The following is a 16,646-nucleotide window of genomic DNA, read 5'->3' as shown; positions in this document are numbered from 1 at the left end:
CAAATGACTACATAAAAAATATTAGGATGACTGGTATAAATATCAATAACAGAGGTTTACAAAAATGGAATATACAAAAGGAAATATCGGTAGGGTTTTCACAGTAAGAATCGATAATAAAGAAAACCTTATAGAAGAACTTGAAAACCTTGCAACATATGAAGATATCCGTTCAGCGGTATTTGTTCTTCTGGGTGCAGTAGGCGAAGCGAATCTTGTAACCGGTCCTCTGGAAAAAATAATACCTCCTGAACCTGTATGGTCAAAACTGGAAAAACCAAGTGAAATTATGGGTATAGGTAACATATTTTTTGAAAACGAAAAACCCAAGATACATCTTCACACATCCACAGGAAACCAAGAAGGTGTTAAAGTAGGGTGTCTGAGAGGAGAAAATGAAACCTTTATGGTAATTGAAGTTTTTATCATGGAACTTAGCGGTATTTCTGCAGCCAGGATGTTTAACAGCAATAAAGGATTTGCTCCTATACAATTTAACAACAATCAATAACCTTTAACCAATTTCATCAATTCTCTTCCAAATGCATGAAGATCCTGAAAACCTCTTGAGGTAAGGAGATTACCATCTTTTACCACTTCTTCATCAACAACCTCTGCTCCTGCAGATGCAAGCTCCTTTCTTATGCTACTGTAAGATGTGGCTCTGCGACCGTTTAAAACGTCCGCTGATACAAGAATCTGTGGACCATGACAGATAGCTGCAACCGGTTTATCGTTGTCAATAAAATATTTTGTTATCACAAGCACTTTCTCATTTTGCCGGATTTTTTGAGGTGCTTTTCCACCGGGCAAAAACAAAACATCAAACCCTTCGGGGTTTATTTCATCAAAAGCACAATCAACATCTATGGAATATCCATGAATGCCATTGATTGTTCCTTTATTATTGGATGCAATCTTGACTTCAATCCCTTCTTCTTTTAACCGTGTGTATGGATACAGCAGTTCTCTATCTTCAAAACCTTCTGCAGTAAGTATCAGTACTTTCAAACATTATACCCCCAGATTAATAATTGATATAATCAGCAATTAAATTAATGCCACTTAACGGTCAAAACATGTTGGTTTGACATATCTTAATTTTTTCTCAGGATAACGGTAACACTATATACGGTTATAACACTCATAAGATTTAGATTATAAATATTATAGAGGTGATTTTATGTCATACATCAGAGAGGATCTGAGATATAAAATAGAAAATATACATGCAAGAGAAATTATAGATTCAAGAGGTAATCCCACTGTAGAAGTGGATGTATTCACAGGTAACGGGTTTGGCAGATCCAGTGTACCATCAGGTGCATCCACCGGAACAAATGAAGCTTTAGAACTTAGAGATAAAGATGAACGTTATAGAGGTAAAGGTGTCATCAGTGCTGTAGATAACGTAAATAATACCATAAAAAATGAACTTTTAGGTATGGATGTACGTTATCAGAGACAGATTGATGGGTTGCTTATAGACCTTGATGGTACTGATAACAAGATGAATCTCGGTGCCAATGCAATTCTTGGTGTTTCAATGGCGATTGCCAAAGCCGCTGCAGATTCGCTCAATATTCCGCTATATACACATCTTGGTGGTACAAACTCTTTCAACTTACCAGTCCCAACCATGAACGTATTAAATGGTGGAGAGCATGCTGGCAATAAACTTGCTATACAGGAGTTTATGATTCAGCCAAAGGAAGCTGGTAGTTTTACAGAGTCCATGCAAATGGGAGTAGAAACATATCATGCCCTTGGAAAAATACTTGAATCAAAATATGGACCTGCTGCCACAAATGTAGGTGATGAAGGAGGATATGCACCACCAATCGATGTGACATCAGATGCTTTAGACTGTCTTGTCAATGCCGTTGAAGAAGCAGGATATTCAGAAACTGATATTACCATCGGTTTAGATGCTGCAGCTTCAGAGTTTTTTGACGGCAACAGTTACTCTATAGACGGGAAAGTAATGGACTCTTCCGAACTTATGGATTACTATCTGGAACTTCTGGATACCTATCCCATACTCTCAATTGAAGACCCGTTCCATGAAGAAGCATTTGAGGATTTTGCTGAACTTACAAGAGAAGCATGGAACACAATTATTGTCGGGGATGACCTTTTTGTCACCAATGTAAATCGTCTTTCCCGGGGCATAGAAATGGATGCTGCAAACGGACTGCTTCTCAAAGTCAATCAGATAGGTACTATATCAGAGTCCTTTGATGCTGCCAGCATGGCAAACAGAAACGGATACAATGTCATTGTAAGCCACCGCTCAGGTGAAACCGAAGACTCCATAATATCCGATATATCGGTAGCTCTGGGCGCTGATATGATTAAAACAGGTGCACCTGCAAGAAGTGAACGAACCTCAAAATACAACCAGTTGTTAAGAATTGAGGAAAATCTTGGAGATGTTTCCCGTTTCATGCAGTTGTAATAAAAACAACTCCAATTTTTATTTTTTATAAACCAGCCTGTATCAGGCTTAAAAAGGGATAAAAAAGTATAAACTCACCGATTATGAAATTGAAAAATCTGGCATAACCGGTAGGATATTATTGGATATGGTATTAGTTACTATTGGTAATGTATTTATTGTAGAGGGCTATTTCTATATTTGAACGCAAATCCTTATCCTGGAAGGGTTTTAATATATATCCATAGGGTTCTGTATGTTTTGCACGTTCAATTAGCTCATCATCTGCATAGGCTGTTAGATAGACTACTGGTATGTCAAGATTGTTATGTATGTATCTGGCAACTTCTATACCGTCAATTTCTCCTTTTAAAACAATATCAACAAGTACAAGGTCGGGATGGTCTTTCTTTGCTTTTTTAATGGCGTTTTCACCGGTAGAGGCTGTGCCTGCAACAGTATATCCAAGTTTTTTCAGCCGATTCTTAATATCCAGAGCAACTGAATTTTCATCTTCAACAACCATGATTTTTGGGTTTTCCATTATTTACACCAGATTTTATTTAGAATTTAATCCTAAATTCAGTTCCACAACTTTTGTCAAGCTCAATCATTCCGTCAACCTGTTCCACCAGTGTGTTTACAAGTTCCAGTCCAAGTGATTCAGGTTCTTTAAAATCCATGTCTTCAGGGATTCCTTTACCATTGTCGTTGATTAGCAATTCATAGTTTGTATCATAGCCTTGACTAAATTTTATGTTTACAACACCTGATTCATTTTCTGAAAAAGCATGTTTAAGAGAATTTGAAAGCAGTTCATTAACAATAATACCAAGAGGTATAGATTTATCCATGTAAAGATAAATATCCTCTACATCAAGATTGAGCCTGATGCTTTCTGTATCCACCAGATATGACTGGAAAAGGTGCATAGCCAGATTCTTTAGGTATTCACCGAAATTTATAGTTTTTAAATCTTTTGACTGGTATAATTTTTCATGCGCCAGTGCCATTGACCTTACACGGTTCTGGCTGTTTTTAAAAGCTTCAACTACATCATCACTTTCAAAATTACTCGCTTCAAGATTGAGCAAACTTGAGATAACCTGCAGATTATTCTTGACCCGATGATGGATTTCCTTTTCACGTGTTACTTCTGCATGTTTGCGCTTTGTAAGGTTTCTGGTAACAACAATAAAAGCAGGAAGTCCCTGATAATCTATGTATTGTACACTTAACTCAATCGGGATTATCGCACCATCTCTGTTAACATGTGTTGTTTCAAAAATAGAGTAACCTTTTTTAACCAGTTCGTTCATTTCACCCGAATCAATTGTGGTATCAGATGGATGTATATCATTGATTTTCATCTGCAACAATTCGTCTCTGCTGTAGTTTAAATAATTACATGCCGACTGGTTAACTTCAATGAAATTACCATCCATATCGCATATAAATATCGCATCATTGGTGTTATTAAACAGTGTTCTGAACTTTTTTTCGGATTCCTGAAGGGCTTTTTCAGTTTCTTTACGTTCGGTTATATCAATAATGATTCCCTGATAATGAGTAACCTTACCCATTGAATTATTTCTTATAAAGGTTCTCTCAGTAACCCAGCGTATATCACCTGTTTTAGTGTAGATTCGATACTCATGTACAAACTGTTTGTATCCCTGTTCTACATGTCTAGAGATACGTGAGCGTACTTTTTCCAGGTCTTCCGGATGTATAATATCCCCGTAAGAATAACAGCCTGATGTAAAATCATCAGGTGTGTAGCCAAACTGGGTTATGCTGTCCGATACAAATTCGACCGGCCAGTTATCTACAGCCTTCCAGAGAAAAACAATAATGGGACTGTTGTGTATGATGGATTCAAGGTCAATTTTTTCAAATTGTTGCATTTTACATCTAACAACTTTTTATTTTTATAAGTTAACATATGTGTATTATATACATTTTCTATAAAAATTCCCTTTATTTATTTTTTTCTTCAGTATATTTCATCTCCATTTTATGTTTGTGCAGAGCCATTTCTATATTGGTTCGCAGGTCTTTTTCCTTGAATGGTTTTGAAATATACCCATACGGCTGGGTTAATTTTGCTCGCTCCAGAATTTTTTCATCTGCGTAGGCTGTAAGATAGATCACAGGTATATCATAGAGTTCACGTATTCTTTCTGCTGCCTCTATACCATCCACATCCCCTTTTAACATGATGTCCATCAATACAAGGTCAGCAGAAGTTATTTCTGCTTTTCTTATAGCTTCCTCCCCAGTTGAAGCAATACTTGGAACAGAATATCCCAGTTTTTTCAACCGATTTTTGATGTCCAGAGCCACTATGTTCTCGTCCTCTACAACAAGGATTTTCGGTTCATTCATTTTTACACCTTGACTTTATATTTCAATTCTTTAAACGTAATTATAAACTCTGTCCCTTGTGATTTATCAAGTTCTATCGTTCCATCTATTTGTTCTACAAGTGTATTTACAAGCTGCAATCCCAGTGATTCGGATTCTCTGAAATCTATATCATCGGATATACCTTTGCCGTTATCACTGACAATTAGTTTGTGATTATTGTCCCCTTCAACATACATATTTATGTTGATTTCACCGGTAGCATCATCTGAAAATGCATGCTTGAGTGAATTGGATATCAGTTCATTGATGATAATCCCAAGTGGAATTGCTGTATCCATATTTAAAGATATTTTGTCGACATTGTTGTTTATTATTATATTATTAGTTTTGCCTCTGTAGGTCTGGATAAGGTAATTGGTCAAATTATCCACATATTCTGAAAAATCTATATCTGCTACATGTTTTGACTGATAAAGTTCCTCATGGGCAAGTGCCATCGAACGAACACGGTTCTGACTATCTCTAAATGCTTCAACTACATCAGGGTCGTCAAAATTACCAGATTCAAGGCTTAATAGACTTGAGATAACCTGCAGGTTGTTCTTTACCCGATGATGTATCTCTTTTTTACGAATCTCTTCAGCCTGTTTACGCTCGGTCGTAAACTCATACATGGCTTTACGTGCGTTTTCAACTCCATTTGTCAGTATCGCAAAATCACCATTACCGTGTACCTGTACTTTGCGTGTAAAATCTTCTTTCTGGATAGCAGTAAGTACAGCATTTGAATCATCGATTACATTGTTCAATGATTCTGAAAAATGATCCAAAGTGTCTCCAAGTTCTTTGAAATCTCCTTTAACATTTAATCTGAAACGGGTACTTAATCGTCCTTTTGAAAGCGAATTTGCAACACGCATGGTTTCCTGAATTGGACTCTGGAAAGTATCAAGTATTTTGTTGAGACCTTGTGGAATTTCTCTAAAATCTTTCTGGATAATTGTATTGGCTCTTGTACCCAGTTTACCGTCAATAACATCATTGGTTATTCTCTTAAAATCGCCAACTATACCATTAATAGTTCGGGATATAGATAATGATATTAGATAAGCCACACCACCCATAAAAATGAGGGATACCACAGATATTATAATCAGTTCATCTCTTAATTCTGTAACACCTGCAAGCATTTCATCCTTTGGAACAACAAGAATAAAAGAATATTCACCGGTTTCAATCGGTTGATAGAACATTACAACATTTTTACCAGTACTTGGGTCAATTGTTTCTATATGCCCTTCTTTGCCCGATTGGATTTCATCCGCCATCTGGGATATTTTAGGGTCATCAAAATCGTACAATGTTTTGTTACCAATCCATTGTTTTTTTTCAGGATGGGATAACAAAATTCCAGTGTTGCTTGACATAAATGCATATCCGGTGTCAAAAATTTCAACATCACTTACAATATTATCAATGTTTTCCAGTGATACATCCACTCCGCCTATACCCACAAAAGTACCGTTTTTCATTATCGGAGATACATAACTTACTATTAGTTTTCCTTGATATAGGTAGGGTTCAGTAACCACTGTTTTTTCCAGTTTTTTGGGTAATTGATAATAGTTTGATGTTTCATAATCCACCAAAGGTTCACAATGTACATCTCCGCCTATTCTGTTCCAGTATGGGATTAACCTTCCAGTGGAATCATGATATGTGGTGTTAACATAATCCTCATCTCTGTTATCAAAAGCATCCGGTTCATAGGCAACATATGTCCCAATCAAATCCTTATTTTGTACAAGTAATCGTTTTAACATATTTAGTACTTCACTTCTATTGGAAGATTCGTACTCAGAAAGCATTGTGGCAATGTTTTCTCCTTTTGCCTTGTCTTCATTCATATCCGTATTGAAATCATTTGCATAACTTGTTGCCTTTTCAATTGATTGTTGGTAGGCTAAATCTTCCTGTTGAGAAGTTGTACTATTTATGATAAATGCAGTAGAAGCGGAGAGTATTATTGATACACCTAAAAGTATGTATACAAGTAATTTTACTTTAAGAGATATATTGCTCCATTTCATTATGTTAACACCGGATTACATGTCTTTCAGACCGGATGACTTTATTTAAAGAAAAGGAACAATATAATTGTTTCTATACAACTGGTAAATTTGTTACTTATAAAAAAAGATATGTTCATACAATCAACGTTTTTTGATATTTTCTGCCAAATCCTTGCCAAGACGTTCACATTCAGAAATGTCTTTGTCATTTGGTATGTGCTGTATTCTTAATACCGGGTCTACAACATTCATACCAGCTTTACGCATTTTGTCTGCAATCATATGCGGTGCTTCTCCGCTCCACCCATAAGAACCGAAAGCTGCTCCGATTTTTCCATCTACATCTTTTTGAACAAGTTCATCCACAAACTTTTCAATGGGTGCAAGCATTCCATAGTAAAAGGTTGATGAGCCTATTGCAATCGCATCTGCTGCTGCAACTTCATCAACTGTGGTATCATAAAAACTGCTGACATCCACATCTACATGCCTCGACTTTGCACCGTTTGCTATTGATTCCGCCATAGTTTTGGTGTTTCCCTGTGTACTTAAATAAACAACCGCAAGTTTTGCCATTTTATCCCCACTATTAATATTGAAGTCTTACTAATATTTTGAGTTTAAATTATTTAATATTAATTCCCGTGGTTATAGTCCAGTAATTATATAAAAAATAAAATTTAATTGGTAGAATTAGATTGTATTTGGTGATAACATGCAGTTGTATAAATTAAAACGTGGATATAAACCAGACAGTGACCGTATCTATTCAATACTTGATGAGTGCTTTCCGACCGAAATAAAGTGTGAAGATGACAAATTTATAACTTCATACGGTGCTCTGGATAAAGTAGAAGTATGGCTGGAAGGCAAAAAAATGGCTGTTGAAACCGAGTCAGCCGATGAAACAGAACTTGATGATGAACTGATACTTGATACCAACAAAAGGTTCAGGGATTTCTTGTATCAGGCAACCGGGTACACTGCCAAAGAACGTGTAAAAATGGCTAAAAAAGAAGTACAAGATTAAACTGCTGGTGTGATTTTTGATAACCGGATTCCTTGATAAACTCAAAAATCTTGACATTCCGACCTGTCTGCGGGTATGTGCAGGTACTGATGGATCTATTACCTTCCTGCTTGAAATAATGACAAAAGAGGACGTATCTGTTATAACCAAGAATCAGTACTTAATACCTGCAGACAAAGATACCGCTTCCCTTTTTAATATCGATATCGGAGATGAAATAAACTATCGTACAGTCGCTCTGGTTGCGGGGAACAAACCCTATGTTTATGCAAGGTCACTATCACCCATTAAAAGAATGCCTCCTGAAGTAAAACAGGACATGATGCGCGCTGACATACCGATTGGTAAAATTCTTAGAAACCATGATATAGAAACCCGTAGGGATTTTGAAAATCTTGAAGTTGAAGAGAATCATGAGTATTTTGAATGCAACCAGGTGCTTTCAAGGTCTTACAAAATTATACACCACAATCATGTACTCATGTGGATTAATGAACTCTTTCCGGTTGATGACAGATGGTATTTATAAATACGGCTGTTTTCAACCAAAAATTTAATAAAAGATACCTGATATTTAGGAGGAATACGTCAGCACAATAAAAGAGCCTCGGTGGCTTAGTGGTGTAGCGCGTCCTTGGTAAGGACGAGGTCGCGGGTTCGATCCCCGCCCGAGGCTTACAATAAACATCCAACTTTTTCTTGAAAAATCCCAGACAGGACAATTTATAATAATGGAAGGTAGAAAACCCTGATGTCTTCAGCATCAGGGCTGAATACCGTCCAATATATAACTTAACATATAAATAATGTTAAATCATAATAATTATGGTATGTTAAAAGCTTACAAGTATCGTATGTATCCAAACCAAATCCAACAGGAGTTAATCGCAAAACATATAGGAGCTTGTAGGTTCATATACAACTGGGCATTGGAGAACAAAATCAAATCTTATGAGCAGGATGGTAAAGCAATATCAAGATTTGAATTGAACAAACAGATAAGGGTATTAAAAGAAGATCATGAATGGTTGAATGAAATTAACTCTCAATCATTACAGGGAGCTACTCTTAACCTGGAAAATGCTTTTACCAAATTTTTCAGAGAAAAATCAGGTTTTCCAAAGTTTAAATCCAAGAAAAACCCAGTACAATCGTTTTCTGTTCCTCAGTATTATAAAGTCGATTTTGGTAATAATAAAGTATACATACCTAAAATCGGCTGGATAAAAACAAGGCTTCATAGAAGGTTTGATGGTAAACAAAGGACTGCAACTATAACAAGAACACCGACAGGAAAATATTATATCAGTATTTTAGTCGATGACGACAAACAATTACCACAAAAACAGACATTCTACGAAGTTAATACTATAGGAGTCGATGTAGGAATCAAGGATTTCGCTGTAACATCCGATGGTGAAAAAATCGGCAACCCCAGATACCTGAAAAATTCAATTGAAAGATTGAAGGTATTACAGAAAAGGCTCAGCAGAAAAAAGAAGGGTTCTAACAATTACAGGAAACTGAAACATCAGATAGCAAAATATCATGAGAAAATTGCTAATCAGAGAGAAGATTTCCAGCATAAATTAAGTAATAAACTGATAAGCGAGAACCAAGCTGTAGCACTGGAATGTTTGAATGTAAAAGGACTGCTGAAAAATCATAATCTGGCACAGCATATAACCGATGCTTCATGGAGTAGTTTCGTTCAGAAATTAGAGTATAAAGCAGAATGGTACGGTAAAAATATTATCAAGATAGGACGATTCGACCCATCAAGCAAAATCTGTCATGTATGTGGATATTATTATCAGGATTTAGAACTTAAAGACAGAGAATGGGAATGTCCTGACTGTAAAACGATACATGATAGGGACATCAACGCATCAGTTAACATTAAAAAATTCGCACTGGATAGACAGAATCTAATAGGCATCAATTCACCTTCGGGATGAGGGGTAGAGCCTGTGGACTTGTTCCCATAAGGGAAAAGGATGAAACAGGAAGCCACTTGGTCTTTAGCCAAGTGGTAGTTCACAAAACCAAATCTTTCTACTGACTGATTTTTATGAACCTGACTACAAGAGTGATTCTGCTTGTTTTATGTCTGGTTGCTTTTTTCGGTATGACTGGAAGTGCCCTTATGGGACCGGTTTTGCCGGACATGGTAGACCCACTTAATTCTACCCCTGAAGCTGTTGGTTGGGTCATGGGAGTTTACACCCTATCCAATGCATTGTTCATGCTGTTACTGGGAACCAGAATCGATAATCTGGCTCGAAAAAAGGTTCTGATAACCTGCCTTATTATTAACGGTTTATCCGGCTTCGCCGGTTTTTTTGCACCAAACCTGCCTGTATTGCTCGTTTTCAGATTCATTCAGGGTATAGGAACCGCCGGCATGATGCCACTGGTTATGACTATGATAGGTGAATTGTATAAAAACATTGAACGCATTCATGCAATGGGTAGAGTTAGTCTGACCACATCTATAGGCGAAGTTACTGCTCCACTTATTGGCGGAAGTCTTGCTATATTTGGCTGGAACTACCCATTTCTGTTTTATGGTTTAACCATACCTCTGGCTATTGTTTCTGTGTTTGTATTGCCCGAAACAAATGTAGTGTTGCCAAAACAAAAAACTGGAATTTATGAAATTGTTACCGCTCTTAAAAATTTCAATGTAGCATACACCATGTTTCTGGTTTCTGCATTGTTCTTTTTCCTGTTTACAATTATAATCTATGTTCCTTTTCTTTTGAAAGATAATTTTGGGTTTACAGCACAGGGTGCAGGTATCGCTCTTGGAATTCAGGGTGCATCGATGGCTGTTGTTGCATCACAGACCAAAAGACTGTCATTGATATTCTCAAATCAGACTATAACAATAGCCGGATTCGTGATTGTAGGAATCGCTATTACAGGTATGTCTTATGCTTACAATTTGACATCTGTATTTTTATTATTGCTCATCTTTGGTGCAGGTTTTGGTATATTGATACCGTTTCTTAATACATTGATAACCCAAGTAGCTCCTACCAGAGTCATGGGAGGTATTATTTCTATATTTAATACCATGAAATTTGTCGGTATGACTTTGGCATCCGGTATACTGGGTTTTATTTTATTAAAATCCGGTCTTGAATATGTATTTATTGTATCGGGTCTGATAGCATTTGGAGTGGTTATAATAAACTCATTTGTTTACAGGAAATTCCAAAATAAAACCTAATGGTGATGTTACTTTTATCAGGTTCAACTACACTTGATTCGGGAAATTAATTATAAGAATCATTTTTCTGATAAACGGGGTTTGATTACTTTCTTCCATGCTTTTTTTATTTTGTTATCCATTTCACCATTTTCTCTTAATACATCAAGTATTTCCTGTGCTACTTCAGGGTCATGAACAATATAGCATTTCATACAGCTCCATACTTTACCGCCTGAAGAACGTTCGATACATTTACCACCCGTCCGCTCATCCTCACATGGATAAAACGGACAAAAGCAAAAGGTACAGTCCTGTCCTTCATAATGACAGGGATAATAAGGACATGCAGTATTACTACCTACAAGAGACCTTCCCTTAGAGGAATTAATTCTGTGTTCCAGTTTTTCTTTGGCGCTGTCTCTACTCCTGTCAGTCATGGCTCTACCGATATTTTTGGCCAGTTTATTGGTATCTTCTGAATTTCTGACAGCAACTCTGATAAACTCGTCACCAAGTGAACAGAACGAACTGCAGTCTCTTACAAGTATGCCTCTTGCAGCCAGTCTCTGTGTGAGTTCTTTAGAATCCATCACAGATTCACTCACATCCACAAGTATATAGTTCACACTGCTGTCCAGTAGAGTAAACCCGTGAATCCGTGAAATTCTGTCGATGAGATACTTGCGTTCCCTGTCAATCATTTTCCTTGAATCCCTGAAATATGAACTGTAAACACCGCCTTTCATCTTCAGTAATTCAGTACCTACAACATCGGATACAAAACCCATGTTCCATGACAATCTGGCATTGTCAAGCACATTTGCCAGTTTTTGTGATGCAACACCGAACCCTACACGTATGCCCGGTATAGCAAACGATTTTGTTAGTGAGCGCATGACAAACACAAAATTGTTGTCCTTTACGAGTTCAGCAACGCTTTGCTCAGGGTCTGAAAGTTCGATAAACGCCTCATCCACAAACAGAAGGGTACTGGTTTCTGCACACCGGTCAGCCAAATCCTTTAGTGTAGACCTTGACAGCAGTTCACCTGTAGGATTGTTGGGGTTGCAGACAAAAAGAATCTTTGAGCTGTTAAGGAGTTCGTCTGAAATCTGGGGAATCTCACTATAATTGATATATACGGGTCTGGCACCGAAAATCCTGCACTGGAGTTCATACTCATCAAAAGTTGGCTGGGGTATTATCACCTGGTCGCCCTTTTCGACCACGCATTCTGCCACCAGTCTAATAAGTTCACACGAACCGTTTCCGGGTATAATGTTTTCCCTATCCAGATTACCGATAAACCCTGCTGCAGCATCCCTGAATTCAAGATAACGGTTGTCAGGATAACGGGTAAGCTTTTCCGTATTGTTGCTTACAAGTTCCTCGAGACTGCAGTTGTAGTACTGGAAGGGTGTGCCAAGCGGATTCAGACTTGCACTGAAATCAAGTAAATCTGATTCATTTAGGTTGTATTTCTGGGCGGTTTCGCGAACCAATCCTCCATGTACGCATGGTTGCAGTTGCAGGATTTCTGACCTTACAGGTAGACCGGTGTTTTCAGATGACAAATTAATCAAACCCTCTTTTATCTGATAATATCTGTTTTCTAATATACTTATTTCGATTTAAAAAGGTCTAAAAAACCTTTTTTATTTATAAACCATCCTATATATCTATATGCACAACAGTGAAAAATCAGAAAACATCATAATTGATAAACTAACACCGATAACCGATATTAACATCAAATCCATTTCTGAAAAATCAGATGATAACGATATATATCTATCTATTTATTTTCCCATAGGAAACAAAAACGATAATAAAGTAAATAACAAATTTTTAACATCCAGAATCAAAAATATAAGAAAAGCCCTACCAGAAAAATTCAAAGACCAGTTCGAAGACCTAATTAACACCTATAAAAAATACTGCAGTCTTCCTCAACTGAAAGGTGAAAAAGGAAGAATACTATTTGTTTCACAATCGACTATATATGTTTTCAGAATTCCACTGGAACCTGAAAGGTATTTGATACTTGATAATTCACCTTTTCTTCTTCCACTTGCCAGACTTAGAGATGATTACAGTGATTATGGAATAGTACTTTTAGATTCTCATGAATCCAGATTGTTCAATATCCGTTCTGATGCTGTTAAACAGACATCACATCTGTCCACCGACCTAATGAATAAGCATAAAAAGGGTGGATGGAGCCAGATGCGGTTCAACCGTCTGAGAAAAGAAGCTATAAAATCATTTCTTTCCAGTGTGGCGGAATCTATAGAAGAATATTGCAAAAACCATCAGGTCAAAGGGTTAATAATAGCTGGACCAGGGGATGCAAAAAAAGAATTAAGGGATATATTACCTGAATGGATTAGAAATAAAGTAATGGATATAGTAGATACACCAATTGATGTTTCAGAAAAAGAGCTTGTTAATACTGGTGACATTATCTTAAAGACTAATGAGAAATCATATTCAAGAGAAAAAGCTAATAATTTTAGAGCTGCTGTATTGAGTGGTGGTCTGGCTGAGTATGGTATCGATGCTATTAAAAATGATCTTTATCAGGGGAGGGTTAGTGTTCTTTTAATTTTGAACAATATTGCTGTTCCGGGGAGTAAATGCGAAAAGTGTCAGGAACTTCATGTTACCGGTAACTCCTATCCAGCCTGTCCAATCTGTGGTGGAACTACTTCAAAAACTGAAATTATTGAAAAACTTTACGAGATGGCACAATATACAGATGCAGAGGTAGAATTTGTAGATGATGACAAATTTCTGGAATCAATTGGTGGAGTAGGTGCTATTTTAAGATATTAAAGGAGCTGTAAAATATGGATGAAACTGACAAACGTATTGATGAAATGGAAACCAAGATGTTGAATGAACTGAAAGATTGTTTTAGCAGAATACGTCATATTAAAAACAACTATACAAATGTTGATAACCTGCTGGATGAATTGGAAAATGAATTTGGAATCAAATTATCCAGTAAAAAAAGGGAAAATAAATACAGCAAAAATGAACTGGTAAAATCAATCTATCTGGATATTTATAGAGAAACCGGTGAAGATTTTGTCCCGATAGAAGATATAATTGAAAGAGCTCAAGTAGAAGGTGCAGACAGAGAAGATATCCTTGAATTAATCGATGATTTACGTTTGCAGGATTATTTAATCCAGTTAAATGATACCATAAAGTACAAACATATATGATTAATTTTTGATACTTCTATTTTTTATCAGTTTTTATCAGCACATAATACCTTTTAAATATGACAAAACTCCATATATACATTTAAAGCATATTGTAACTGAATTTATTGTATAGGGAGTAAACATGACAGAAAATGTATTGATACTGGGTGCCGGCTATGCTGGTACTGTAGTTGCAAACAAACTGGCAAGAGAATTCAGAAGAGAAATCGCCAGAGGCGATTTGAATGTAACTATACTGGATAAAGATGATATGAATATAAATCAGGGTGGGTTTACATTTTTACCCTTTGGGCTTTATACACCTGAAGACCTTGAAAGACCGAGGAAAGAAGTACTTAGCCCGAGGATTAATTGTGTTTTCGGGGAAAAAGGTGAAATCACTGGAGTAGATTTGGAGAATAGAAAAGTACAGGTTAAAAGCGGTGATACATTCAACTATGATTATCTTGTAATCGCTACTGGAAGCACTACAGATATTAGTAATATACCGGGTCTATCAGAGGATTACAACACATTCTATACTTCAATGGATGACGCTTTTAAACTGAAAGAAAAAATCGACAACTTTGAACAGGGTCGTATTGCTATATCAGTTGCACAGATGCCTGTTTCATGTCCCGGTGCTACTGTTAAATTTGCGGTAATGCTGAATGATTATATAAAATTCATGAAAACTGAAGAGATGTGTAAAAACATACAGATTAGTTTCTTCTGGCCTATGGAGCCGATTGGACCACCTGAGTTTAATAAGGTTGCTACAAAGGTTTTTGAGGACGATAATATTGAAGTTAATAGGAATTTCAAACTTGCTGAAGTTGATTCCAAAAACAGGGAAATTGTATCACAAAACGGTGACAGAGAGAAATACGACCTGTTGATAACAACACCCCCTCATAAATCACCACAACCAATAATTGATTCCGGATTGACTGATGAAACTGGATGGATACCTGTAGATAAATTTACTCTACAATATCGAGGTCCAGCAGGTAACCATAACGAGGTTTATGTTGCTGGAGATGCAGGACCTGCAAGTGTTATAAAATCAGGAATAGGAGCTCATTATCAATCACTTGTTGTAAGTCACAATTTGGTAAATGATATACATGGTCACGGAACAAAAGTGTCCTACATGGGAGAGGTAGGATGTCCGTATATCGGAGCTATGCCCACACCATTTACAAAAGGACAGGCATACATTCCGTCATGGTCTTATGGTGCACCTCCTGAATCATTTGAACCCACAAAGCTCGGATGGTACATATACAGGATGTACTATTACATCCACTGGGATGCAGGCCTAAAAGCATTGTTCTAAAACTGGAGGGAGTAATAATGTCAGAAGAAGAAAGAAAAGATGTTCAGGGATTAGAGCTTGATCCAAATGACCTTGACACACTGGTTGATATGCTCAAAACCTATAGACTCTTACAAAATTACATGAATGATGAAACATTGAAAGGTATTGCAGATGTAGAATCCAGCATGTTTAAACTATTAAACGCCATGGTTAGTACTGATTTTGTCGATGTGCTTGAAAGGGGTTTGCAGGAACCTGAATTTGACAAAGCTCTGCTTGATCCTCCACAGCTTGGAATGATGGGAATAATCCGTGAGCTTAAAGATGAAGACGTTCAAAAAGGTGTAGGAGTAATGATGGAATTGCTTAAAGCTATCGGAAAAGCGTCAACTGAAAACAATGAATTCAAAAGCAGATATTGAATATCAAAATAGAGCTTGGCATTTTGAACAGAGTCTGTAACTTTTGGTATCGGTATCTTCCAATGAATTTGAAAAATGCATTACACATTCTTTTTTTGGGCAGTGTTTGAAACCAAACATATGTCCAATCTCATGTATAGCTTCTTTTATTATTCTATTTTTAAACAATTCATAATCTTTTGGCAACCCGTAATATTCATTCCTCAACCGAGTTATGGAAATCACGGCTACCTTGTTGCTGGCTTCACCAAACACAAAATTAAGCTGTGGAACATAAAGGTCTACATCCGTAATACCCAGTACATGGGATGCGTCTTCTGGTATTGTTTCAGACATTTCTTCAAGAATCTTTGATGAATGATACTGACCCCTGCCTGGGTCATATGCATTTTCCGGAACATCCATAGGCAGGTCAACTTTTACAAGAACACCAAAAGCCTCATTTACGGGGTCTATTAGTTCTGAAAGGATTGTATTTTCGATGTGTCCGATAGGTCTTAAATATAAAAACATTGTTCTACACCTGATAATAAACAGTATGTTACATGTTTGTTATTTTCTGATA

General features: G+C 36.7%; 18 protein-coding genes and 1 tRNA gene. 11 read left to right on the top strand and 8 right to left on the bottom strand.

All coding sequences use genetic code 11. From position 1 onward, the window contains the following. The first annotated feature begins 64 nt into the window (after nt 1–64). Nucleotides 65–511, top strand: coding sequence for a PPC domain-containing DNA-binding protein (locus METEV_RS05010; RefSeq protein WP_013194469.1), 447 nt, complete (start codon nt 65–67; stop codon nt 509–511). Here the strand turns inward: METEV_RS05010 and METEV_RS05005 are convergent. Further along, on the bottom strand, nt 505–1,011 hold the full coding sequence (locus METEV_RS05005) for a DJ-1/PfpI/YhbO family deglycase/protease (protein WP_013194468.1): 507 nt from the start codon (nt 1,009–1,011) through the stop codon (nt 505–507). The genes METEV_RS05010 and METEV_RS05005 overlap by 7 nt on opposite strands. A gap of 172 nt (nt 1,012–1,183) precedes the next feature. Between METEV_RS05005 and eno the strand changes: the two genes are divergently transcribed. Next, entirely contained in the window at nt 1,184–2,458 is a 1,275-nt protein-coding gene (gene eno / locus METEV_RS05000) for a phosphopyruvate hydratase (RefSeq protein ID WP_013194467.1), read from the top strand. Nucleotides 2,459–2,591: 133 nt separating this feature from the next. Here the strand turns inward: eno and METEV_RS04995 are convergent, their stop codons facing one another. The 5 genes from METEV_RS04995 to METEV_RS04975 all read right to left on the bottom strand — a co-directional run bounded on the left by METEV_RS04995 (nt 2,592) and on the right by METEV_RS04975 (nt 7,455). Continuing rightward, a complete protein-coding gene (locus tag METEV_RS04995; protein ID WP_013194466.1) occupies nt 2,592–2,981 on the bottom strand; it encodes a response regulator in 390 nt (129 codons plus the stop codon). Nucleotides 2,982–3,000: 19 nt separating this feature from the next. Beyond that, nucleotides 3,001–4,344, bottom strand: a complete 1,344-nt coding sequence (locus METEV_RS04990) for a PAS domain S-box protein (RefSeq protein WP_013194465.1) — start codon at nt 4,342–4,344, stop codon at nt 3,001–3,003. A 73-nt stretch (nt 4,345–4,417) separates the two neighbouring features. Next, nucleotides 4,418–4,825, bottom strand: coding sequence for a response regulator (locus METEV_RS04985; RefSeq protein ID WP_013194464.1), 408 nt, complete (start codon nt 4,823–4,825; stop codon nt 4,418–4,420). Nucleotides 4,826–4,827: 2 nt separating this feature from the next. Beyond that, entirely contained in the window at nt 4,828–6,897 is a 2,070-nt protein-coding gene (locus tag METEV_RS04980; protein ID WP_013194463.1) for a histidine kinase dimerization/phosphoacceptor domain -containing protein, read from the bottom strand. A 123-nt stretch (nt 6,898–7,020) separates the two neighbouring features. Further along, a complete protein-coding gene (locus tag METEV_RS04975) occupies nt 7,021–7,455 on the bottom strand; it encodes a flavodoxin domain-containing protein (protein WP_013194462.1) in 435 nt (144 codons plus the stop codon). A gap of 139 nt (nt 7,456–7,594) precedes the next feature. Here METEV_RS04975 and METEV_RS04970 point away from each other — a divergent pair, with 139 nt between their 5' ends. The 5 genes from METEV_RS04970 to METEV_RS04950 all read left to right on the top strand — a co-directional run bounded on the left by METEV_RS04970 (nt 7,595) and on the right by METEV_RS04950 (nt 11,144). Then, a complete protein-coding gene (locus METEV_RS04970) occupies nt 7,595–7,909 on the top strand; it encodes a DUF5611 family protein (protein ID WP_013194461.1) in 315 nt (104 codons plus the stop codon). A gap of 16 nt (nt 7,910–7,925) precedes the next feature. Further along, nucleotides 7,926–8,438, top strand: a complete 513-nt coding sequence (locus tag METEV_RS04965; protein WP_013194460.1) for a chorismate--pyruvate lyase family protein — start codon at nt 7,926–7,928, stop codon at nt 8,436–8,438. Between the two features lie 75 nt (nt 8,439–8,513). Further along, a tRNA-Thr gene (locus METEV_RS04960) sits at nt 8,514–8,585 on the top strand. A 154-nt stretch (nt 8,586–8,739) separates the two neighbouring features. Continuing rightward, the gene (tnpB, locus tag METEV_RS04955; protein WP_049891266.1) at nt 8,740–9,867 is read left to right on the top strand and encodes an IS200/IS605 family element RNA-guided endonuclease TnpB; all 1,128 of its coding nucleotides are present in this window, start codon (nt 8,740–8,742) and stop codon (nt 9,865–9,867) included. A 113-nt stretch (nt 9,868–9,980) separates the two neighbouring features. Further along, nucleotides 9,981–11,144, top strand: a complete 1,164-nt coding sequence (locus METEV_RS04950; RefSeq protein WP_013194458.1) for an MFS transporter — start codon at nt 9,981–9,983, stop codon at nt 11,142–11,144. A 59-nt stretch (nt 11,145–11,203) separates the two neighbouring features. On the opposite strand, the gene cobD is transcribed toward METEV_RS04950, so the two are convergent. Continuing rightward, on the bottom strand, nt 11,204–12,700 hold the full coding sequence (gene cobD, locus METEV_RS04945) for a threonine-phosphate decarboxylase CobD (protein WP_013194457.1): 1,497 nt from the start codon (nt 12,698–12,700) through the stop codon (nt 11,204–11,206). Nucleotides 12,701–12,809: 109 nt separating this feature from the next. Here cobD and METEV_RS04940 point away from each other — a divergent pair, with 109 nt between their 5' ends. The 4 genes from METEV_RS04940 (at nt 12,810) to METEV_RS04925 (ending at nt 16,081) form a co-directional block, all read left to right on the top strand. After that, nucleotides 12,810–13,961 carry a baeRF10 domain-containing protein gene (locus METEV_RS04940; RefSeq protein ID WP_013194456.1) on the top strand — a complete coding sequence of 384 codons (1,152 nt, stop codon included), beginning with the start codon at nt 12,810–12,812 and terminating at the stop codon, nt 13,959–13,961. A 14-nt stretch (nt 13,962–13,975) separates the two neighbouring features. Beyond that, nucleotides 13,976–14,356 carry a hypothetical protein gene (locus tag METEV_RS04935; protein ID WP_013194455.1) on the top strand — a complete coding sequence of 127 codons (381 nt, stop codon included), beginning with the start codon at nt 13,976–13,978 and terminating at the stop codon, nt 14,354–14,356. Nucleotides 14,357–14,480: 124 nt separating this feature from the next. Next, complete coding sequence (locus METEV_RS04930) at nt 14,481–15,677, top strand: NAD(P)/FAD-dependent oxidoreductase (RefSeq protein WP_013194454.1); 1,197 nt, start codon at nt 14,481–14,483, stop codon at nt 15,675–15,677. A gap of 17 nt (nt 15,678–15,694) precedes the next feature. Then, nucleotides 15,695–16,081, top strand: a complete 387-nt coding sequence (locus METEV_RS04925; protein WP_013194453.1) for a DUF1641 domain-containing protein — start codon at nt 15,695–15,697, stop codon at nt 16,079–16,081. A 3-nt stretch (nt 16,082–16,084) separates the two neighbouring features. Here the strand turns inward: METEV_RS04925 and METEV_RS04920 are convergent, their stop codons facing one another. Further along, complete coding sequence (locus METEV_RS04920; protein WP_013194452.1) at nt 16,085–16,594, bottom strand: archaemetzincin family Zn-dependent metalloprotease; 510 nt, start codon at nt 16,592–16,594, stop codon at nt 16,085–16,087. Between the last annotated feature and the right edge of the window lie 52 nt (nt 16,595–16,646).

The sequence above is a fragment of the Methanohalobium evestigatum Z-7303 genome, assembly GCF_000196655.1.
Classification (GTDB): domain Archaea; phylum Halobacteriota; class Methanosarcinia; order Methanosarcinales; family Methanosarcinaceae; genus Methanohalobium; species Methanohalobium evestigatum.
Note: the sequence above shows the minus strand (reverse complement) of the source record. Positions and strands in the feature narration are given on the sequence as shown.